The sequence below is a fragment of the Streptomyces sp. NBC_01618 genome (genome assembly GCF_045209435.1).
Taxonomy (GTDB): domain Bacteria; phylum Actinomycetota; class Actinomycetes; order Streptomycetales; family Streptomycetaceae; genus Streptomyces.
In genome coordinates, this window is the sequence record NZ_CP109297.1 from 3,515,936 (window position 1) to 3,535,636 (window position 19,701).

A 19,701-nucleotide genomic window follows, 5' to 3' on the forward strand; every position below is an offset into this window, starting at 1 on the left:
TCTCTTGTCTGGAATTTTCCGGCCAACGGGTGAACCCCCGCCGCGGAAGCCTCGTCCTACAGGTCGCACATCGTCCGGAAGGCCCTCGGCCGAAGGACTCAGGAATCTCTCGCGGAACCACGGGAAGCGATGTCTGTCACGCTAGATGGGGATAAATCGGGATCGGTTCCGAGTCCTGTACGTAAGTTCGTACGGGGCCCGCGCCCCGAATCCGTACCGGCACTGGTCGGTACCGCCTGCGCCGTCGTCGGCCTGGTCGATGTCGCCGCGGGTGTCTTCCCGCGCTTCCGGAACAGCCGGATGCATACCCTCGCCGAGGTGCTCCCAGGCGCCCTCGGACCGTTCACCGCCGCTCTCTCCCTGAGCGCGGGCGTCCTGCTGCTGCTCCTCGCCCACGGCCTGAAGCGGCGCAAGCGGCGGGCCTGGCGGGCGGCCGTCGTGCTGCTGCCGGCCGGTGCGCTGGCGCAGTTCGTCTACCGGCATTCGCTGATCGGCACGCTCGTCTCGCTCGCGCTCTGCCTGCTGGTGGTCCGCCATCGCGGTGAATTCGCCGCGCTCCCCGACCCCAGGAGCCGCTGGCGGGCCCTGGCAAACTTCGTGCTCCTCGGCGCGGGTTCGCTCGGGCTGGGCCTGATCATCGTCAGCGTCCACCCCGGCCGCGTCGTGGGGAGCCCCAGCGTCGCCGACCGTCTCCAGCACGTGCTGTACGGGCTGTTCGGCTTCGAGGGGCCCGTCGAGTACGCCGGAGTCACCACCTGGACCGTGGCGTACTCGCTCGGCGCCCTCGGTCTGCTGACCGCCGTCACCACCATCTACCTGGCCTTCCGCCCCGAGCATCCGGCCGCCCGCCTCACCGAGGACGACGAGGCCCGGCTGCGCGCCCTGCTGGAGAAGCACGGCGGCCGCGACTCGCTCGGCCACTTCGCGCTCCGCCGCGACAAGGGCGTCGTGTTCTCCCCCAGCGGCAAGGCCGCCGTCTGCTACCGCGTCGTGTCGGGGGTGATGCTGGCGAGCGGCGACCCGATCGGTGACGTGGAGGCCTGGCCCGGCGCCATCGAGCGCTTCATGGACGAGGCCAAGGCCCACTCCTGGACCCCTGCCGTGATGGGCTGCAGCGAGACCGGCGGCGAGGTCTGGACCCGCGAGACCGGACTCGACGCCCTGGAGCTGGGCGACGAGGCGGTGGTGGATGTCGCGGATTTCTCGCTCGCCGGGCGCGCGATGCGCAACGTACGCCAGATGGTGAAGCGCATTGAACGACTTGGCTACGAGACCCGGGTCCGGCGCGTCCGCGACATCGGCGAGGCCGAACTGGACCGCATCCGGCTGGCCGCCGCCGACTGGCGCGGCACGGACAACGAGCGCGGCTTCTCCATGGCTCTCGGCCGGATCGGCGACCCGGCCGACGGGGACTGCGTCATCGCCACCGCCCACAAGGCCGACGAACACACCACCGACTCCCCGTACGGCGACCTGAAGGCCGTGCTCCACTTCGTCCCGTGGGGCCTCGACGGCATGTCACTCGACCTGATGCGCCGCGACCGCTCCGCCGACCCCGGCATGAACGAGCTGCTGATCGTCGCCGCCCTGGAGGCGTCCTCCCGGCTCTCCGTCGAACACGTCTCGCTGAACTTCGCGATGTTCCGCTCGGCGCTCGCCCGCGGCGAGAAGCTGGGCGCGGGACCGGTGCTGCGGACCTGGCGGGGACTGCTGATCTTTCTGTCGCGCTGGTTCCAGATCGAGTCGCTGTACAAGTTCAACGCCAAGTTCCGGCCCCGCTGGGAGCCCCGCTTCGTGGTGTACAGCGCCGCCCGCGACCTGCCCCGCATCTCCCTCGCCGCCATGCAGGCGGAGGGCTTCGTGAACCTCGCGCTGCCCCGTCCCTTCGCCCGCCGGTTCCCGCGCCGCCGGCCCCGCCCCTGCGCCCACACCCCGGCGCCGGGCCAGGAGCACCACGCCCGCGCGGCGTGACTGCACGCCGTGCGGGCCTACGCTGGTCGCATGAGTACGTTGCGTGGACGAGGCACGGTCCGAGGCCTGCCGGAGTGGGACCGCTGCGCGGTCATGGGTGTCGTCAATGTGACCCCGGACTCCTTCTCCGACGGGGGCCGCTGGTTCGACACCACGGCCGCGATCAAACACGGCCTCGACCTGGTCGCCGAGGGCGCCGACCTGATCGATGTCGGCGGCGAGTCGACCCGCCCCGGCGCCAGCCGGGTGGACGCCTCGGAGGAGCTGCGGCGCGTGGTCCCGGTGGTCCGGGGCCTGGCGTCCGAAGGGGTCACGGTCTCCGTCGACACCATGCGGGCCCGGGTCGCCGAGGAGTCGGTCGCGGCGGGAGCCGCCCTGGTCAACGACGTGAGCGGCGGTCTCGCCGACCCGGACATGATCGATGTCGTCGCGGCGGCCGGCGCGCCGTTCGTGGTGATGCACTGGCGCGGCTTCAGCGAGTCCATGAACAGCCGGGCGGTGTACGAGGACGTCGTCGCCGAAGTCGTCACGGAACTGCGGGAGCGGATGGACGCCGTGATCGCGGGCGGTGTCGACCCGGAACGGATCGTGATCGACCCCGGTCTCGGCTTCGCCAAGGACGCCGGCCACGACCTCGCCCTCGTCGCCCACCTCGACGAGCTGCGCGCCCTGGGCCGCCCGCTGCTGGTCGCCGCCTCCCGCAAGCGCTTCCTCGGCCATGTACTGGCCGGCGAGGGCGCCGCCCCGCCCCCCGCCCGCGAACGCGACGCCGCCACCGCGGCGATCTCCGCGCTCTCCGCCCACGCCGGCGCCTGGGCCGTCCGGGTCCACGAGGTCCGGGCCACGGCCGATGCCGTACGGGTCGCCCGCGCCGTCGAGGGAGCCGCGTGAGCGGGCGCGACGAGCACGCGGAGGCGGCCGCCGACATCGCGGCCGTCGAGCAGGCCAACACCGCCTTCTACGAAGCGATGGAACGCGGCGACTTCGAGGAGCTCTCCGGGCTCTGGCTGCCCGGCGAGGACCTCACCGTCTCCTGTGTCCACCCCGGCTGGCCGGTGCTCACCGGGCGCGGCGAGGTACTGCGCAGTTACGCCCTGATCATGGCGAACACCGAGTACATCCAGTTCTTCCTGACCGATGTCGGGGTCTCGATGACCGGCGACACGGCCCTGGTGACCTGCACCGAGAACATCCTCAGCGGCGGCCCCGCGGAGGACGGCAACGCGCTCGGACCGCTGGTCGGCCAACTCGTCGTGGCCACCAATGTGTTCCGGCGCACGCCGGACGGCTGGAAGCTCTGGTCCCACCATGGCTCGCCCGTACTCACCGAATCCGATGACGAGGACGAGGAAGAAAGCCCGTCCTGACCGGAACATCCACGCGACGGGGGGTTGGAAGCGGGCGATGGGGGTAGTAGCGGATACCAGTCCCACGGGGCCGTGTCCATAGCCCCCGCAGGCGGGCACTGTCGGTGCTCGCAGGTAGATTCGAGAGTGAGAACAAGGCCGTCCGCACGCGGCCCCGTGTCTCTACGCCCAACGACAGCAGGAGTGATTCGCGTGGATCGTGTCGCGCTGCGCGGCCTCAAGGCCCGTGGACACCATGGCGTCTTCCCCCGGGAACGGGAAGAGGGCCAGACGTTCATCGTGGACCTGGTACTCGGCCTCGACACCCGCCCCGCGGCAGCCGCCGACGACCTGACGAAGACCGTGCACTACGGCATCGTCGCCGAGGAAGTCGTCGACGTGGTGCAGGGGGAACCGGTCGACCTGATCGAAACGCTCGCGGAACGCATCGCCCAGAAGTGCCTCAAGCACGAAGGAGTCGAGGAGGTGGAGGTCGTGGTGCACAAGCCGGACGCGCCGATCACCGTCCCCTTCGACGATGTGACCATCACCATCACCCGGAGCCGAGTATGAGTGCATTTTCCACCGAAGGGCAGAGCGACCCGACCGTACAGCCGGTGCCCGCCTCCGTGGTCGAGCAGGTGGACGCCGCGGACATCACCCTCTCCAACCCCAAAAGCGCCGTGATCTCCCTGGGCTCCAATCTCGGCAACCGCCTGGAGACCCTCCAAGGCGCGATAGACGCCCTGGAGGACACCCCCGGCCTGCGGGTCAAAGCGGTCTCCCCGGTCTACGAGACCGAGCCCTGGGGCGTCGATCCCGGCTCCCAGCCCTCGTACTTCAACGCGGTGATCGTGGTGAAGACGACGCTCCCCCCGTCCTCGCTCCTGGAACGCGGCCAGGCCGTCGAAGAGGCCTTCGAACGGGTCCGCGAGGAGCGCTGGGGCCCGCGCACCATCGACGTCGACATCGTCGCGTACGCGGACGTCGTCTCCGACGACCCGTCGCTCACCCTCCCCCACCCCCGGGCCCATGAGCGGGCCTTCGTCCTCGCCCCGTGGCACGACGTCGACCCCGAGGCCCAACTGCCCGGCGCCGGCCCCGTCGCGGAACTGCTGGCCGGTCTCGGCCGTGAGGGCGTACTGCCCCGGACCGATCTGGAACTCCGGCTGCCCGAGTAGTCGCTAGGCTCAACGGATACGGACCGGTGGCGACACGCACCACGGACGACCGACCGGCCACTGACCACTGACGGCACAGACCTATCGACGGCGAAGGGCGGATCACTCGGTGAAGCAACTACGGCTCGGGATACTGGCCGGCCTCTTCGCCGCGGCCGGGGTGCTCTCCTGGGGCGGCGCCCGCCTCTGGGACTCCCTGGGCAGCCTGCCGAGCGTTCCCCTCGCCGCGCCGATCGTGCTCGCGGTGATCGCCGCCATCCTGCTCGCGACGGCACTCTCCATCCGTTCCCGACTGCGCGCGCAGCGCGAGCGCCGGCCGGGGGCCAAGGGCGTCGAGCCCCTGATGGTGGCCCGGGCAGTCGTCTTCGGCCAGGCCAGCGCCCTGGTCGTCTCCCTGGTCTCCGGCATGTACGGCGGCACGGGCGTCTTCCTGCTCGGCTCCCTCGACATCCCGGCCCGCCGCGACCAGGCGATCTACGCGGGCTTCGCGGTCCTCGCCGGCATCGCGGTGGTGGCCGCGGCCCTTTGGCTCGAACGCATCTGCAAGCTCCCGGACGACGAGGACAAGGACAAGAGCTCGGCGCCCGCGTAACAGCTGCTCCGCAGTCGGTAGAAACCCGGCGGTGACTTCTGGTGGCCGGTGAACACCGTGGCCCACGCCACGTACAAGTACAAGTGGTCCGGAAAGCACTTCCCCGGACCCGAGGGCCGGCAGATCTCAGGATCTGCCGGCCCTCGTCCGTGGTCCCGGTGAGGCGCGGCCGACACCGGAAGGGCCTCGGCGGAAGGGCCTCAGCGCGCCATGATCAGGCTCATGGCCTCGGCGCGCGTCGCGGGGTCGCGGAGCTGCCCGCGGACCGCCGAGGTCAGCGTCTTGGCGCCGGGCTTGCGGATACCGCGCATCGACATGCACATGTGCTCGCACTCGACGACGACGACGACGCCGCGCGGCTCCAGGATCTCCATGAGCGAATCGGCGATCTGCGTGGTGAGCCGCTCCTGGACCTGCGGACGCCGGGCGAACACGTCGACGAGGCGGGCCAGCTTCGAAAGACCGGTGATCTTGCCGCTGGTCGCCGGGATGTACCCGACGTGCGCGACGCCCCGGAACGGCACCAGGTGGTGTTCACAGGTGCTGAAGACTTCGATGTCCTTGACCAGCACCATCTCGTCGTGGCCCAGGTCGAACGTGGTCGTCAGGACGTCCTCGGGCTCCTGGTAGAGGCCCGCGAATATCTCCTTGTACGCCCTTGCCACCCGGCCCGGTGTCTCGCGCAGTCCCTCACGGTCCGGATCCTCGCCCACCGCGAAAAGGAGTTCACGTACGGCGGCCTCGGCCCGCTTCTCGTCGAACTCGCCGATCGGACCCTGGCCGTCCAACGTCACCGGGTCGGTCATCTGTGCCTCGTTCCCTTGAGCTGTCACCCGCACACGCGTCCGCACGGACATACGAAAAAACCACGCCCCCACAGGCTAGAACCTGTGGGGGCGCGGCATCCATTCCGGACCCGGTGCGGACCCCGTGACAGGGGCCACACCGGGGCTTCTATGCCTCGGGCTGGTCCTCCGGGATCACCTCTGTGGCCGGGACGGTGTCCGTGGGGACGACCGAGCCGTTCGCCGCGGCGGCGCCGTTGGTGAGGGCGAGCTCCTTCGGCGAGAGCACCGGCGGCCGCGTCGACGGGGTACGCCGGGCGGAGCCGGTCCATGCCGGACGGGACGGGCGCTTCACGATCGGGGCGAAGATCTCGGCGATCTCCTCCTTGCCGAGCGTCTCCTTCTCCAGGAGCTGGAGAACGAGGGCGTCCAGCACGTCGCGGTTCTCGACGAGGATCTCCCACGCGTCGTTGTGCGCGGTCTCGATGAGCTTCTTGACCTCTTCGTCGACGAGGGCCGCGACCTCTTCCGAGTAGTCGCGCTGGTGGCCCATCTCCCGGCCCACGAAGGGCTCGGTGTTGTCGCCGCCGAACTTGATCGCGCCGAGCCGCTCCGTCATGCCGTACTGCGTGACCATCGCGCGGGCCGTTGCGGTGGCCTTCTCGATGTCGTTCGCAGCGCCGGTGGTCGGGTCGTGGAAGACCAACTCCTCGGCCGCGCGCCCGCCCAGCATGTAGGCAAGCTGGTCGAGCATCTCGTTGCGCGTCGTGGAGTACTTGTCCTCCTCCGGGAGCACCATCGTGTAACCGAGGGCGCGGCCGCGGGAGAGGATCGTGATCTTGTGGACCGGGTCCGACTGGGGGGAAGCCGCCGCGACCAGGGCGTGTCCGCCCTCGTGGTACGCGGTGATCTTCTTCTCCTTCTCGGACATGATCCGGGTCCGCTTCTGCGGGCCCGCCACGACGCGGTCGATGGCCTCGTCGAGCATCTTGTTGTCGATCAGCTTCAGGTTGCTGCGCGCCGTGAGGAGCGCCGCTTCGTTCAGCACGTTCGACAGGTCGGCACCGGTGAAACCGGGCGTACGACGGGCGACGGCGCCGAGGTCGACGTCCTTCGCTACCGGCTTGCCCTTCTGATGCACCTTGAGGATTTCGAGACGGCCCTGCATGTCCGGCCGGTCGACCGCGATCTGCCGGTCGAAGCGGCCCGGGCGCAGCAGCGCCGGGTCGAGGATGTCCGGCCGGTTCGTGGCGGCGATCAGGATGACGCCGCCCTTCACGTCGAAGCCGTCCATCTCGACGAGCAGCTGGTTCAGCGTCTGCTCGCGCTCGTCGTGACCGCCGCCCATGCCGGCGCCGCGGTGGCGTCCCACGGCGTCGATCTCGTCGACGAAGACGATCGCCGGGGCGTTCGCCTTGGCCTGCTCGAAGAGGTCACGGACCCGGCTGGCACCGACACCGACGAACATCTCGACGAAGTCGGAACCGGAGATCGAGTAGAACGGGACGCCCGCCTCGCCCGCGACGGCGCGTGCGAGCAGCGTCTTGCCGGTACCGGGAGGCCCGTACAGCAGGACACCCTTGGGGATCTTGGCGCCGACGGCCTGGAACTTCGCCGGCTCCTGGAGGAACTCCTTGATCTCCTGGAGCTCCTCGACGGCCTCGTCCGACCCCGCCACATCGGCGAACGTCGTCTTCGGCGTGTCCTTGGTGATCAGCTTGGCCTTGGACTTCCCGAACTGCATGACTCGGGAGCCGCCGCCCTGCATCTGGTTCATCAGGAACAGGAAGACGACCACGATCAGGACGAAGGGCAGCAGCGAGAGGAGGATCGAGATGAACGGAGACTGCTTCGACGGCGAGACGGTGTAGCCCTTGTCGATCTTGCCGCTCTCGAACTTCTGCTGCAGCGTGTCGGCGAGCTGGACACCCTGGTCGCCGATGTAGCTCGCCTGGAACTTGCTGCCGGACTCGCCCGAAAGCTTCTGGTCCTTCTTCAACTCGATCTTGATGATCTGTTCGTCACCGGTGGTCAGCTTGGCCTGCGCCACCTGGTCCTTGCTGATCGCCTGGATCACCTTGCCGGTGTCCACCGATTCGTAGCCGCCCGACGAGCCGACGACCTGCATCAACACGACCACGGCGAGGACGGCCAGCACGATCCACATGACCGGCCCACGGAAGTATCGCTTCACGTCCATCCATACGGGGCGATGACGCCCCGTCCCTCCTGCCCGTAGGTAAATGCTGCTGTGAGAAAAGACTGTTCTTCGGACGGTACCCCAGCATTGTCACCCGCGACTGCCGGGGACGTCTGTCAAAACCTGCCTTCGAAGGCTCAACGGCGGGAATCCCGTGAAAGGTTCCCGGCGCCCCGTCCCGGTCGGGCCGGCCCCCCGGGACCGGGAGGCGGTCAGCCGCCGTAGACGTGCGGGGCAAGCGTGCCGACGAAGGGGAGGTTGCGGTACTTCTCCGCGTAGTCCAGCCCGTATCCGACGACGAACTCGTTGGGAATGTCGAATCCGACCCACTTGCAGTCGAGTGCGACCTTGGCCGCGTCCGGCTTGCGCAGCAGGGTGCAGATCTCCAGGGACGCGGGCTCGCGCGAACCGAGGTTCGACATCAGCCAGGACAAGGTCAGGCCCGAGTCGATGATGTCCTCGACGATCAGGACGTGCTTGCCCTTGATGTCGGTGTCCAGGTCCTTGAGGATCCGGACGACTCCGGAGGACTGGGTGCCCGCGCCGTACGACGAGACGGCCATCCAGTCCATCGTGACGGGGGTGGACAGCGCGCGCGCCAGGTCCGCCATCACCATCACCGCGCCCTTGAGGACGCCGACGATGAGCAGGTCCCTGCCCGCGTACTCCGCGTCGATCTTCGCGGCCAGCTCGACGAGCTTCGCGTCGATTTCTTCCTTGGTGATGAGCACCGACTGAAGGTCGGTGCCCATGTCCTTCTCGTTCACCCGCGTCTCTTTCTCTGCCTGCCCGGTCCGGGGTGATACCCCGTACCTGCGCGGCCGCTCGCCTGCATTGTCAGCCGCTCATGCTTCAGCTCTGCCGAATCACCAGTCTGCCACCCTGCCGCCTGGCTTCCACCCGGCCGGGCAGGTTGATGGCCCGCTGGCCGCGCCAGCCGGTGATCAGACGGTCGACTTCCTCGATGTGCCGGGCGAAGAGGGAACCGGCCGGGGAACCCGCCTCCATGGCGGCCCGGCGCAGCACCCTGCGGCGGACGGCGGACGGCAGTGCGTACAGCTTGGCGCACTCCAGCCGGCCCACGTCGTCCCGAACGGCGAGGTCGGCCTCGGCGGCCCAGGTGTCCAGGGCGTCGGCGTCGTCGCGGGAGAGCTGCGCCGTACGGGCCAGAGCCTCGACGACGCCCTTGCCCAGCGCCTTCTCCAGGGCGGGCAGGCCCTCGTGACGCAGTCGGGAGCGAGTGTAGGCGGGGTCGATGTTGTGCGGGTCGTCCCAGACGGGCAGCGACTGGACGAGGCAGGCCTTGCGGGCGGTCTGCCGGTCGACCTGGAGGAAGGGGCGGCGGTAGCGGCCCGCCGGTCCCGACGCGGCGGCCATGCCGGAGAGCGAGCGGATGCCCGAGCCGCGGGCGAGGCCCAGCAGCACCGTCTCCGCCTGGTCGTCACGGGTGTGGCCGAGCAGGACGGCGGCGGCGCCGTACCGCTCGGCGGCCGCGTCGAGGGCGGCGTAGCGGGCGTCGCGGGCCGCGGCCTCCGGTCCGCCCTCCTGGCCGACCCGCACGGCGACGGACTCGACCGGGTCGAGACGCATGTCGGTGAGGCGGTCGACGACCTCGGCGGCCCGGGTGTCGGAGCCGTCCTGGAGGCCGTGGTCGACGGTGATGCCGCCGGCCCGGACGTCGAGTTTGCGGGCTTCGAAGGCGAGGGCCGAGGCGAGTGCCATGGAATCGGCGCCGCCGGAGCATGCCACCAGCACCAGGGGGGTATCGGGGCGTTCGGGGAGTGCGGCGCGCTGCCTGCCCGCGCCGGCTTCGGCGAGCTCGGGGTGCGGGGTGCGCCGGGTGTGTTCGGCGCACCGGGTGTGTTCGGTGAGTACGTCGTGGAGTACGCGGCGGACCGCCAGGCGTATCGCCGCGACCGCAGGATGGGGACCCATGTCCGGTGCCCTTCGTGAAGTTTCGGGAGGTGCCTCGGAGTGCCGGAACGGGAAGTGTGCCATCACTCAGAGTGCGTCGATGGTGACAGAGGCAAGCCGTTCATCGAGCATTGCACGCCTTCCCATGCCCCTACGGTCCCTCGGATGGGTGATTACCGGCGCGTTCTTGTCCTGTCGTACGCCCTCCGGCCCGTCGTGATCAGGACTCTGCCTTACGGTGCACCCTCGCGATCCAGTCCGCCGGCTTCGCGATCTCCGCCTTGGTGGGGAGGGTGTTCGGCGAGGTCCAGACCCGGTTGAAGCCGTCCATGCCGACCTCTTCGACCGCGGCGCGGACGAACCGTTCGCCGTCCCGGTACTGGCGCAGTTTGGCGTCGAGACCGAGGAGCTTGCGCAGCGCCTGGTCGAGCCGGCTCGCGCCGCGCGCCCTGCGCTGCTGGAACTTCTCCCGGATCTCGCCGACGGAGGAGACGACCTCCGGGCCGACGCCGTCCATCACGTAGTCGGCGTGTCCTTCGAGCAGGGACATCACGGCGGTGAGCCGGCCGAGGATCTCGCGCTGGGCGGGTGTCTGGACGAGTTCGACGAGGCTCCGGCCGCCGTCCTCGCCCTCCTCGCCCTCGGGGCGGCCCCCGGCCAGGGACTGGGCCGCCTCGCGGAGCCGCTCCAGCACCGTCACCGGGTCGACGTCGGTCTGCTCCAGGAATGACTGGATCTCACCCTGAAGGTGGTCCCGCAGCCAGGGCACCCCGGTGAACTGAGTGCGGTGGGTCTCCTCGTGGAGGGCGACCCAGAGCCGGAAGTCGTGCGGGTCGACGTCCAGTTCGCGCTCGACGTGGACGATGTTCGGGGCGACGAGCAGCAGCCTGCCGCCGCCATCGGCCGAGGCCGGGAGTTCGCGGGTGACCGGGGCGAACGTCTCGTACTGGCCGAGGACCCGGGAGGCGAGGAACGACAGCAGCATCCCCACCTCGACGCCGGTCACCTTTCCGCCGACCGCGCCGAGCACGGCGCCGCCGGGGCCGCCGCCGCGCCGCTCCTGCATCTTTCCCAGCAGGGGGCGGAGCAGTTCGCGGAAGCCCGCGACGTTGGCCTTGATCCAGCCGGCCCGGTCCACGATCAGGACCGGGGTGTCCTCCGGCTCGGTCCCCTCGGGGATCATCCGGGTGAAGGAACGGACGTGCTCCTCCGAGGCCTTGGCATGCCGGCGGAGCTCCGCGACGACTTCGCGGGCCTCCTCCCGGCTGATCTCGGGCCCCGGCCGCACGAGTCGGGTCGCGGTCGCCACCGCGAGATTCCAGTCGACCATCTCGGCACCACCGATGCTCGTCATGCGTCAACGGTACGTGCTCGGGTCCGTCCGCGGTGTGGTGTCGACAGGCTCACCGGGTTCGGGTGGCAAGGCTGGTGGCGAGGGCGTCGAGGGAGGACTGAGCCGCGGAGGGGGATGTCGTACCGGATGCCAGGAAGGCGAAGGCGAGCAGCCGCCCCTGCCGGTCGACGACCGTACCGGCGAGGGAATTCACTCCGGTGAGGGTGCCGGTCTTGGCGCGGATCAGGCCGGTGCCCGCGGACTTCTCGGTGTAACGGCCGCTGAGGGTGCCGCTGAACCCTGCCACGGGAAGGCCGGTGAGGACGGGGCGCAGTTCGGGGTGGTGCGGGTCGGCGGCGCGGGCGAGGAGACCGGCCAGCAGTCCGGCGGTGACCTTGTCCTTGCGGTTGAGCCCGCTGCCGTCGGCGAAGTCCGCGCCGGTCAGCGGCAGGTGGAGCTTCTTGAGCTGGGCGGTGACGGCCCGTCGCCCACCCGCGAAGTCGGCCGGTTCGCCCGCGGCCAGGGCGGTCTGCCGGGCGAGTGCCTCGGCGATGTCGTTGTCGCTGTTGGTCAGGGCCCGTTCGACCAGGGCAAAGAGCGGGGCGGAGAGGTGTTCGGCGACCGGCCGGGACCCGTCGGCCGGGCGGCCGGGCGCCGGGCCGGACCCGGTGGAGATCCCGGCGTCGTGGAGCAGCCCGGCGAAGGTCCGGGCGGTGTCACGGGCCGGGTCGTCGCTGCGCGGGGCGGGTCCGCTGTCGGTGTCGTCGAGCCTGCCCTCGCGGGTCATCAGGGCGGTGACGGGCGCGATGTTCTCGTTGGGGCCGATCGGGTGCCGCGCGGGTCCGGAGTAGCGGGACGTGTCGTACGCGAGGCGGACCGTCTTCACGCCCCGGTCCTTCAGGGCGCGGGCGGTGTCGGCGGCCAGCTTGCGCAGGGCGGCCTTGTCGAGGGTGGGGTCGCCGCCGCCGACGAGGGTGAGGCCGCGGGAGTCGGGGGATGCCCGGACCGTCGTGGCGATGCGGTGGCCGGGGCCGAGCGCGCTCAGGGCGGCGACCGAGGTGGCGATCTTGACGGTGGAGGCGGGCGTCATGGGCGTGTCGGCGCCCTGGCCGTAGAGCCGCTCGCCGGTGGCGGTGTCGATGACGACGGCGGTACGCACGGTGCCCAGGGCGGGGGTCTTCAGCAGGGGGCCGAGGGTGGCGCGGAGGGCGGCCGCCGCGCCGTCCTGGGTGCCGCGGGCGTCCGGGGCGGCGTTGTCGACCGCGGCGGAGAGCGGGGCGAGGACGGCCGGGGCGCTGGGTGCGGGTGCGGGTCCGGACGGCGTACGGGGTTCGTGATCTGCGCCACCTGTACGGTTGCGGGCGGCGGCCCAGTCCTGCTCGGCCTTACGCTGACCCGAGTCCCAGGGGCCGGCGGCAAGGACGACGCCGGCCGCGAGGATCAGGCCCAGCCCGGCGGAGACAGCCGCGAACTGCCGATCGCTCAGCCCCCGCAATCCGATCACGCCGCCCGGCCGGGCGAGCCTGCTCAGCTTGTCCAGCGGGTTGACCGATGGTCTTTTCGCCGGCTCGTCCACCGTTGACCAGCCCCTTTCGCGAGCACACATCTGCGTGGGGGACACTTAATCACCAGTCGTATGTGTTGATCATGGAGGAGCCACCCGTGGAGTTCGACGTCACCATCGAGATCCCGAAGGGTTCGCGGAACAAGTACGAGGTGGACCACGAGACCGGTCGGATCCGCCTGGACCGTCGACTCTTCACCTCGACCAGCTACCCGGCGGACTACGGTTTCGTCGAGAACACCCTCGGCGAGGACGGCGACCCGCTGGACGCGCTGGTCATCCTGGACGAGCCGACCTTCCCCGGCTGCCTCATCAAGTGCCGCGCCATCGGCATGTTCCGGATGACGGACGAGGCCGGCGGCGACGACAAGCTGCTGTGCGTGCCGGCCTCCGACCCCCGGGTGGAGCACCTGCGCGACATCCACCACGTGTCGGAGTTCGACCGCCTGGAGATCCAGCACTTCTTCGAGGTCTACAAGGACCTGGAGCCCGGCAAGTCCGTCGAGGGCGCCGACTGGGTCGGCCGCGCCGAGGCGGAGGCCGAGATCGAGGCCTCCTACAAGCGCCTCGAGGCGCAGGGCGGCGCGCACTGACGATCTGCGGGTCGCGGCCGGATTCCGGCTGAGGTTACGTCGCACGGCTCCGTTTACGGTTCCGTGCCGGAAGTGGGCGGCACTCCCTCGGAGGGAGTGCCGCCCACTTCGCGTCTGCCCCCTTGTCCGTGGCCATACTGGGCACAAGCGCAACCGAAGACGCGCAGCCGATGAGGAGCGAGGTCGAGTGGTGGCGGAACCGGGCGGTCCGGAGGACCAGAAGCCCCAGTCCGACGAGGCGCGCAGCGCCTTCGTCCCGCCGGCCGGGGTGGGGCGGCGGACGTCTGCGTCCGAGGACGACCACCCGACCTCGGAATTCGCCATCCCGACCGGTCTGACGACCGAGCCCCAAGGACCGGGCCCGGCTTCCGCTTCGGGCTCCGGTTCCGGTACCACCTCCGGCTCGGACACGATCGGCTCCGCCTTCGTCCCCCCGAGCACGTACAGCGCCCAGCACGCGCCGCCCGCCTTCACCCCTGCGCACGGCAGCCCGATGATCCGGCTGGCCAAGGAGGCCCCTTGGCAGGACCGAATGCGCACCATGCTGCGGATGCCGGTCGCCGAGCGCCCCGCGCCCGAGCTGGTGCAGAAGCCCGACGAGGCGGGGCCCTCGGTGCCGCGGGTGCTCGACCTCACGCTGCGTATCGGGGAGCTGCTGCTCGCGGGCGGTGAGGGCGCCGAGGACGTCGAGGCGGCGATGTTCGCGGTGACCCGCAGCTACGGCCTCGACCGCTCCGAGCCCACCGTCACCTTCACCCTGCTGTCGATCTCGCACCAGCCGTCGCTGGTCGACGACCCGGTGACGGCGAGCCGCACCGTACGCCGTCGGGGCACCGACTACACCCGGCTGGCCGCCGTCTTCCGGCTCATCGACGACATCACCACCGAGGATGTCGACGTCTCGCTGGAGGAGGCCTACCGGCGCCTGGCGGAGATCCGGCGCAACCGGCACCCGTACTCCGGCTGGGTGCTGACGCTGGCCGGCGGCGGTCTCGCGGGGGCGGCATCGGTACTGGTCGGCGGTGGCGCGCTGGTCTTCGTGGCGGCCGCGATCGGCGCGATGCTCGGCGACCGGCTCGCCTGGCTCTGCGCCGGGCGGGGGCTGCCGGAGTTCTACCAGTTCGTGGCGGCGGCCATGCCGCCCGCCGCGATGGGCGTGGCGCTGACCCTCACCCACTGGTCGGACGTACGGCCGTCCGCGGTGATCACCGGTGGGCTGTTCGCGCTGCTGCCGGGGCGGGCCCTGGTGGCGGGCGTGCAGGACGGGCTGACCGGCTTCTACATCACGGCCGCCGCGCGCCTGCTCGAAGTCATGTACCTCTTCATCGGCATCGTCGTCGGTGTGCTGCTCGTGCTGTACATGGGGCTTCAGCTGGGCGCCCAGCTGAACCCCGAGACCAGGTTCGTCGCCCATGACCGGCCTGTAGTGCAGATCCTGGCTTCGATGGCGCTCTGTCTCGCCTTCGCGATCCTGCTCCAGCAGGACCGGTCCACGGTGCTCGCGGTGACGCTCAACGGCGGTGTGGCCTGGGTGATCTACGGGGCGATGGCCAGGACCGGCAACATCTCGCCGGTGCTGGCGACAGCGACGGCGGCCGGTCTGGTGGGCCTGTTCGGGCAACTGTTCTCGCGCTACCGGTACACCTCGTCGCTGCCGTTCATCACGGCGGCGATCGGTCCGCTGCTGCCCGGTTCGGCCACGTACTTCGGTCTGCTGGGGGTGGCCCAGGGCAATGTGAACGCCGGGCTCGCCTCGTTGTCGACCGCGGTGGCGACGGCGCTGGCGATCGCGATCGGGGTGAACCTGGGAAGTGAGATCTCCCGGCTGTTCATGCGGGTGCCGGGAGCGGTCGGCGGAGCGAACCGCCGCGCGGCCAAGCGGACGCGCGGCTTCTGACACCGCCGACGGTGCGGCCCGCGGTCAGCGCTTGGCGTGACGGCCGCGCTGCGCCGTGGAGGGGCCGGAGCCCTCCCCGTCGCCGGACGCCATTTCCTTCTTCGACTTGGAGCGGGCGCGCAGGAACTCGATCGCGATCGGCACCACCGAGATGAGCACGATCAGGATGAGTATCGCCTCGATGTTCTGGTGCACGAACTCGATCTTGCCGAGCGCGGCCCCGAGCAGCGTGACGCCGACGCCCCAGAGGACGCCGCCGATGATGTTGAACGTGATGAACGAGCGGTAGTTCATCCGGCTCACACCGGCGATGATCGGCGTGAACGTACGCACGACGGGCACGAAGCGGGCCAGGACCAGCGACTTCGGCCCGTACTTCTCGAAGAACTCGTGGGCCTTCTCGACGTTCTCCTGCTTGAAGAGGCGGGAGTCCGGGCGCTTGAAGAGCGACGGGCCGACCTTGCGGCCGAAGAGATACCCGACCTGGTCGCCGATGATCGCCGCGAGAGCGACCAGGAGACAGACCACCCACAACGGGGTCTTCAGCTGGCCCGTGGTCACCAGCAGGCCCGTGGTGAACAGCAGTGAGTCACCGGGCAGGAAGAAGCCGATCAGCAGTCCGGACTCGGCGAAGACGATGAGGAGGACGCCGGGGAGTCCGAACGTGTTGATCAGATGGTCCGGGTCCAGCCAGCTCGGTCCGAGCGCAAGCGTATTCAAGGGTCCGGGCTCCTGGATCGATCGATGACGGCTGCGTGGCCGCCCAAAGCTATCAACGCAGAATGACGGCCCCGGGTTCCAGTGGCCCGCGCGAACATGCGCACCGGGCCAACCGGGACAAAGCTCTCTCCAGGAGGTGCCACACGATGAGTATCGAGGATTTCGGCGGCGGGCAGGCGGACCAGTCGGACGTCCTGGTCGTCACCACGAACGACGTACCGGGCTACCAGGTGACCCGGGTGATCGGTGAGGTGTTCGGCCTGACGGTACGGTCCCGCCACCTCGGCAGCCAGATCGGCGCCGGGCTGAAGTCCATGATCGGCGGCGAGCTGAAGGGGCTGACCAAGACGCTCGTCCAGACCCGGAACCAGGCGATGGAGCGGCTCGTCGAGCAGGCACGGGCCCGGGGCGCCAACGCCGTGCTGATGATGCGTTTCGACGTGACCGAGGCGGCCGACGCGGGCACCGAGGTTTGCGCGTACGGTACGGCGGCCGTGATCAGCAAGATCTGAGCGACGGCCGGTACGGGGCAGGGACACCCTCTCCCGTACCGGCCGTGCGGCACGAGTTACGAGAGGCGCTCAGCGTTGGCGTCGATCGCGGCCCTCAGGTGTTCGGCCAGGCCCGTCCGCATCGACTCGTAGTACGCGCGAAACCGCGGGTCGGACACGTACATCTCGCCGAGCCCCCGGTGCATCTCGGGTGTGCACTCGTAGAACCACTTGGTGATGTGGAGCCGGTGCGCCTCGGCCAGCTCCGTCGCGCGCTCGCCGGTGGCGGGTTCGCCGGCCTCCATCAGCGCGTCGTAGGCGGCGCCCCAGTCGGCGACCTCCGCCTGCATCCGCTTCCAGTCCTCCTTGGTGTAGCGGGCGGCCCGGCGCTGCGACTCGGCGTAGGCGGCGGTGCCGCCCCAGCGGCGTTCGGCCTCCTCGGCGTGCTCCTGTGGGTCCTTGCCCCCGAACACCTCGAACTTCTCCTCGGGCGTGAGGTTGATGCCCATCTTCCGTGCCTCCATGGCTGTCTCGACGGCGGCTGCCATCTTCCGGAGCTCGGCGATCCGGCCGGTCAGCAGCCGGTGCTGGCGGCGCAGGTGCTCCTGCGGGTCCGCGGCCGGGTCGTCGAGCAGTACCGCGATCTCGTCGAGCGGGAAGCCGAGCTCCCGGTAGAACAGGATCTGCTGCAGCCGGTCGAGGTCGGCCTCGTCGTAGCGGCGGTGGCCCGCGTGGCTGCGCCCGCCGGGCGACAGCAGCCCGATGCCGTCATAGTGGTGCAGAGTGCGCACCGTCACCCCGGCGAATCCCGCGACCTGTCCCACGGAGTAGTCCACGACTCCCCGCTCCCTTCTCCGTTCCCGGTACGTACCGAGCCTGAGTCCTGACGCGACGTGAGGTGCAAGCCCGAAACGCCACGCATTCCGGCGCCATTCGAGGGGTTATGCGGCTTTTGCGTCTATAGGGTGAGCCGATGGCCACAGATTCTCCGGCCCCGACCGGAACCGCTCCCGAGCCCACCCCCGCGCAACGGCTGCTGCCCGTCATCGTGCCCGCCCTGGTCGTCGGCATCGCATCGGCCCTCATCCTGCTGGGCATCAGCCTGCTCGCGGAGAAGCTGCAGGACGTCCTCTGGGAAACGCTCCCCGACGCGCTCTCCGTCGGCCGCTACTCCAGCCTCTGGATGATCGTGATGCTCACCGCGAGCGGGCTGGTGATCGGGCTGCTCATCCGGGTGGTGCCCGGCCGTGCCGGTCCCGATCCGGCGACCACCGGACTGGTCGACCCGCCGCTCGCGCCGGGCGTGGTTCCCGGGCTGCTGCTCGTCACGGCCCTCACCCTGGCGAGCGGGGTCAGCCTCGGTCCGGAGAATCCGATCACGGCCGCCAACATCGCGCTGGCGTACTGGCTCGGCCGCCGGTTCACGCCGGGCACAACGGCGAAACTGTGGGTCTCCCTAGCGGCGGCCGGCACCATCGGCGCACTGTTCGGCACCCCGGTCGCCGCCGCGCTGATCCTCTCCGAGACCCTCGCCTCCCGCGCCGGACCGGGCGCGCTCTGGGACCGGCTCTTCGGCCCGCTCGCGGCGGGCACCGCCGGTGCGCTCACCATGACGCTGCTGGCCCAGCCCAGCTTCGACCTGTCGCTGCCCGCCTACACCCACCCGCACTGGGGCGACCTGCTCTCCTCGGTCGTCATCGCCCTGGCGGGCGCGGTGCTGGGCCTGGTGGCGGTGTACGCCTTCCCGTGCGTGCACCGGTTCTTCCGGGCCCTGAGGCATCCGGTCCTGGCACTGACCCTCGGCGGGCTGCTGCTGGGTCTGCTGGGCGCGCTGGGCGGTCACCTCACCCTGTTCAAGGGGCTCGACGAGGTGAAGGAGCTCGCCGCCGATCCGAGCGGCTGGTCGGCCGGGCAGTTCGCGGTCATGGCCGTGGTGAAGACGGCCGCGCTGCTGATCGCGGCGACCTGCGGCTTCCGGGGCGGCCGGATCTTCCCCGCCGTCTTCGTGGGGGTCGCGCTGGGGCTCTGCGCCCACGCCCTGGTCCCGTCAGTGCCGGTGGCGCTCGCGGTGACCTGTGCGGTGCTGGGAATTCTGCTGGCCATCACCCGGCAGGGCTGGCTGAGCCTGTTCACCGCGGCGGTGCTGGTCGGTGACGCGGCCGTGCTCCCGGTCCTGTGCGTCGCCTCGCTGCCGGCCTGGCTGCTGGTGACCGGGCGGCCGCAGATGCAACTGCGCGAGGACGGTACGCCGCTGAGGTGAGCCCGTCCCGGAGTCATGGCCCGGAGCAGTGTCCCGAAGCCGTGGCCCGGACAGCGTCCCGGAGCCGTGCCCCGGACAGTGTCCCGAGCCGTCACCCTGCGCCGCCGCTCGACGCGCCGGACGCCCCCTTCTTCCGTATCGTCACATCCGTATGGATACGCATGGATACATCCCGTAAGGCGCTGCCGGAGGTTTCCGCCATGCCCACGCCCGTCAACGTAGCCGTCATCTACTACTCGTCGACCGGCACCGTCGCCGCGATGGCCAGGGCCATCGCGCAGGATGCCGAGAAGGCCGGTGCGGAGGTACGGCTGCGCAAGGCCCGCGAGCTCGCCCCGCAGGCGGCCATCGACTCCAACCCTGCCTGGGCCGCCAACGCGAAGGCGACCACGGACATCGCCGAGGCGTCGCCCGACGACATGATCTGGGCGGACGCCGTGATCTTCGGTACGCCGACCCGGTTCGGCAATGTCACCTCCCAGCTCAAGCAGTTCATCGACACCCTCGGCGGCCTCTGGCAGGCGGGCCGTCTGGCCGACAAGGTCTACAGCGGCTTCACCTCCACCAGCACCGCGCACGGCGGCCAGGAGTCCACGCTGCTCGCGCTCTACCACACGGTCCACCACTTCGGCGGCATCCTGGTCGCCCCCGGTTACACAGACCCGTCGAAGTTCGTCGACGGCAATCCGTACGGCACCTCGCACGTGGCCGGTCAGGGCGACATCCCGGTCGGTGTGCAGACCCTGACCGCTGCCCGGGTCCAGGCCGAACGCGTCGTCAGGTTCGCCCGGGCCATCAAGGACGGCCTCGCCGCCGAGAGCTGAACGCACCGCACGTCCACAGGACCGTGACGG

19 protein-coding genes are annotated in these 19,701 nt (G+C 70.3%); 11 read left to right on the plus strand and 8 right to left on the minus strand.

Translation table 11 applies throughout. From position 1 onward, the window contains the following. Nucleotides 1–129: 129 nt before the first annotated feature. The 6 genes from OH735_RS16465 (at nt 130) to OH735_RS16490 (ending at nt 5,090) form a co-directional block, all read left to right on the plus strand. Nucleotides 130–1,971, plus strand: a complete 1,842-nt coding sequence (locus tag OH735_RS16465) for a phosphatidylglycerol lysyltransferase domain-containing protein (RefSeq protein ID WP_406382294.1) — start codon at nt 130–132, stop codon at nt 1,969–1,971. Nucleotides 1,972–2,064: 93 nt separating this feature from the next. After that, nucleotides 2,065–2,862 (plus strand): dihydropteroate synthase, encoded by a 798-nt coding sequence (folP, locus tag OH735_RS16470; RefSeq protein ID WP_406386590.1) that lies wholly within the window; start codon nt 2,065–2,067, stop codon nt 2,860–2,862. Continuing rightward, nucleotides 2,859–3,338, plus strand: a complete 480-nt coding sequence (locus OH735_RS16475; RefSeq protein WP_406382295.1) for a nuclear transport factor 2 family protein — start codon at nt 2,859–2,861, stop codon at nt 3,336–3,338. Before folP ends, OH735_RS16475 begins: the two co-directional genes overlap by 4 nt. A 192-nt stretch (nt 3,339–3,530) precedes the next feature. After that, nucleotides 3,531–3,890, plus strand: coding sequence for a dihydroneopterin aldolase (gene folB, locus OH735_RS16480; RefSeq protein ID WP_189546133.1), 360 nt, complete (start codon nt 3,531–3,533; stop codon nt 3,888–3,890). Continuing rightward, nucleotides 3,887–4,498, plus strand: a complete 612-nt coding sequence (gene folK, locus OH735_RS16485) for a 2-amino-4-hydroxy-6-hydroxymethyldihydropteridine diphosphokinase (RefSeq protein WP_406382297.1) — start codon at nt 3,887–3,889, stop codon at nt 4,496–4,498. Before folB ends, folK begins: the two co-directional genes overlap by 4 nt. Before the next feature lie 109 nt (nt 4,499–4,607). Further along, entirely contained in the window at nt 4,608–5,090 is a 483-nt protein-coding gene (locus tag OH735_RS16490) for a DUF3180 domain-containing protein (protein ID WP_406382298.1), read from the plus strand. A 200-nt stretch (nt 5,091–5,290) separates the two neighbouring features. Here the strand turns inward: OH735_RS16490 and folE are convergent, their stop codons facing one another. The 6 genes from folE to dacB form a co-directional block, all read right to left on the minus strand. After that, the gene (gene folE, locus OH735_RS16495; protein WP_406382300.1) at nt 5,291–5,896 is read right to left on the minus strand and encodes a GTP cyclohydrolase I FolE; all 606 of its coding nucleotides are present in this window, start codon (nt 5,894–5,896) and stop codon (nt 5,291–5,293) included. Between the two features lie 148 nt (nt 5,897–6,044). Next, the gene (gene ftsH, locus OH735_RS16500) at nt 6,045–8,075 is read right to left on the minus strand and encodes an ATP-dependent zinc metalloprotease FtsH (protein ID WP_406382302.1); all 2,031 of its coding nucleotides are present in this window, start codon (nt 8,073–8,075) and stop codon (nt 6,045–6,047) included. A 212-nt stretch (nt 8,076–8,287) separates the two neighbouring features. Next, nucleotides 8,288–8,827: a hypoxanthine phosphoribosyltransferase gene (hpt, locus tag OH735_RS16505; RefSeq protein ID WP_406386591.1), complete on the minus strand. Its 540-nt coding sequence runs from the start codon at nt 8,825–8,827 to the stop codon at nt 8,288–8,290. 100 nt (nt 8,828–8,927) lie between these two features. Further along, nucleotides 8,928–10,010 carry a tRNA lysidine(34) synthetase TilS gene (tilS, locus tag OH735_RS16510; RefSeq protein ID WP_406382304.1) on the minus strand — a complete coding sequence of 361 codons (1,083 nt, stop codon included), beginning with the start codon at nt 10,008–10,010 and terminating at the stop codon, nt 8,928–8,930. 199 nt (nt 10,011–10,209) lie between these two features. Further along, nucleotides 10,210–11,343 carry a zinc-dependent metalloprotease gene (locus tag OH735_RS16515; RefSeq protein ID WP_406382306.1) on the minus strand — a complete coding sequence of 378 codons (1,134 nt, stop codon included), beginning with the start codon at nt 11,341–11,343 and terminating at the stop codon, nt 10,210–10,212. 49 nt (nt 11,344–11,392) lie between these two features. Beyond that, nucleotides 11,393–12,898 carry a D-alanyl-D-alanine carboxypeptidase/D-alanyl-D-alanine-endopeptidase gene (gene dacB / locus OH735_RS16520; protein ID WP_406382307.1) on the minus strand — a complete coding sequence of 502 codons (1,506 nt, stop codon included), beginning with the start codon at nt 12,896–12,898 and terminating at the stop codon, nt 11,393–11,395. An 86-nt stretch (nt 12,899–12,984) separates the two neighbouring features. On the opposite strand from dacB, the gene OH735_RS16525 reads away from it, so the two are divergent. Further along, complete coding sequence (locus OH735_RS16525) at nt 12,985–13,479, plus strand: inorganic diphosphatase (protein WP_003968257.1); 495 nt, start codon at nt 12,985–12,987, stop codon at nt 13,477–13,479. Between the two features lie 187 nt (nt 13,480–13,666). Further along, on the plus strand, nt 13,667–15,376 hold the full coding sequence (locus OH735_RS16530; RefSeq protein WP_406382308.1) for a threonine/serine exporter ThrE family protein: 1,710 nt from the start codon (nt 13,667–13,669) through the stop codon (nt 15,374–15,376). A gap of 24 nt (nt 15,377–15,400) precedes the next feature. Here OH735_RS16530 and OH735_RS16535 read toward each other — a convergent pair whose 3' ends face one another. Then, entirely contained in the window at nt 15,401–16,096 is a 696-nt protein-coding gene (locus tag OH735_RS16535; RefSeq protein ID WP_406382309.1) for a DedA family protein, read from the minus strand. A gap of 146 nt (nt 16,097–16,242) precedes the next feature. On the opposite strand from OH735_RS16535, the gene OH735_RS16540 reads away from it, so the two are divergent. Then, complete coding sequence (locus OH735_RS16540; protein ID WP_406382310.1) at nt 16,243–16,608, plus strand: YbjQ family protein; 366 nt, start codon at nt 16,243–16,245, stop codon at nt 16,606–16,608. A 56-nt stretch (nt 16,609–16,664) separates the two neighbouring features. On the opposite strand, the gene OH735_RS16545 is transcribed toward OH735_RS16540, so the two are convergent. Next, nucleotides 16,665–17,423, minus strand: coding sequence for a MerR family transcriptional regulator (locus OH735_RS16545; protein WP_406382311.1), 759 nt, complete (start codon nt 17,421–17,423; stop codon nt 16,665–16,667). Between the two features lie 137 nt (nt 17,424–17,560). Between OH735_RS16545 and OH735_RS16550 the strand changes: the two genes are divergently transcribed. Together OH735_RS16550 and wrbA are read left to right on the plus strand one after the other, a co-directional pair. Next, complete coding sequence (locus OH735_RS16550) at nt 17,561–18,847, plus strand: ion channel protein (RefSeq protein ID WP_406382313.1); 1,287 nt, start codon at nt 17,561–17,563, stop codon at nt 18,845–18,847. A gap of 200 nt (nt 18,848–19,047) precedes the next feature. Next, nucleotides 19,048–19,671 (plus strand): NAD(P)H:quinone oxidoreductase, encoded by a 624-nt coding sequence (gene wrbA / locus OH735_RS16555; protein WP_406386592.1) that lies wholly within the window; start codon nt 19,048–19,050, stop codon nt 19,669–19,671. Nucleotides 19,672–19,701 lie beyond the last annotated feature (30 nt).

Excerpts from the sequence above, each read along its gene's own strand:
- OH735_RS16550 (WP_406382313.1), top strand. The coding sequence starts at position 17,561 with ATGGCCACAGATTCTCCGGCCCCGACCGGAACCGCTCCCGAGCCCACC.
- folE (WP_406382300.1), bottom strand. The coding sequence starts at position 5,896 with ATGACCGACCCGGTGACGTTGGACGGCCAGGGTCCGATCGGCGAGTTC.
- folK (WP_406382297.1), top strand. The coding sequence starts at position 3,887 with ATGAGTGCATTTTCCACCGAAGGGCAGAGCGACCCGACCGTACAGCCG.
- OH735_RS16540 (WP_406382310.1), top strand. The coding sequence starts at position 16,243 with ATGAGTATCGAGGATTTCGGCGGCGGGCAGGCGGACCAGTCGGACGTC.
- folP (WP_406386590.1), top strand. The coding sequence starts at position 2,065 with ATGGGTGTCGTCAATGTGACCCCGGACTCCTTCTCCGACGGGGGCCGC.
- tilS (WP_406382304.1), bottom strand. The coding sequence starts at position 10,010 with ATGGGTCCCCATCCTGCGGTCGCGGCGATACGCCTGGCGGTCCGCCGC.
- OH735_RS16515 (WP_406382306.1), bottom strand. The coding sequence starts at position 11,343 with ATGACGAGCATCGGTGGTGCCGAGATGGTCGACTGGAATCTCGCGGTG.
- wrbA (WP_406386592.1), top strand. The coding sequence starts at position 19,048 with ATGCCCACGCCCGTCAACGTAGCCGTCATCTACTACTCGTCGACCGGC.
- ftsH (WP_406382302.1), bottom strand. The coding sequence starts at position 8,075 with ATGGACGTGAAGCGATACTTCCGTGGGCCGGTCATGTGGATCGTGCTG.
- hpt (WP_406386591.1), bottom strand. The coding sequence starts at position 8,827 with ATGGGCACCGACCTTCAGTCGGTGCTCATCACCAAGGAAGAAATCGAC.
- OH735_RS16465 (WP_406382294.1), top strand. The coding sequence starts at position 130 with ATGTCTGTCACGCTAGATGGGGATAAATCGGGATCGGTTCCGAGTCCT.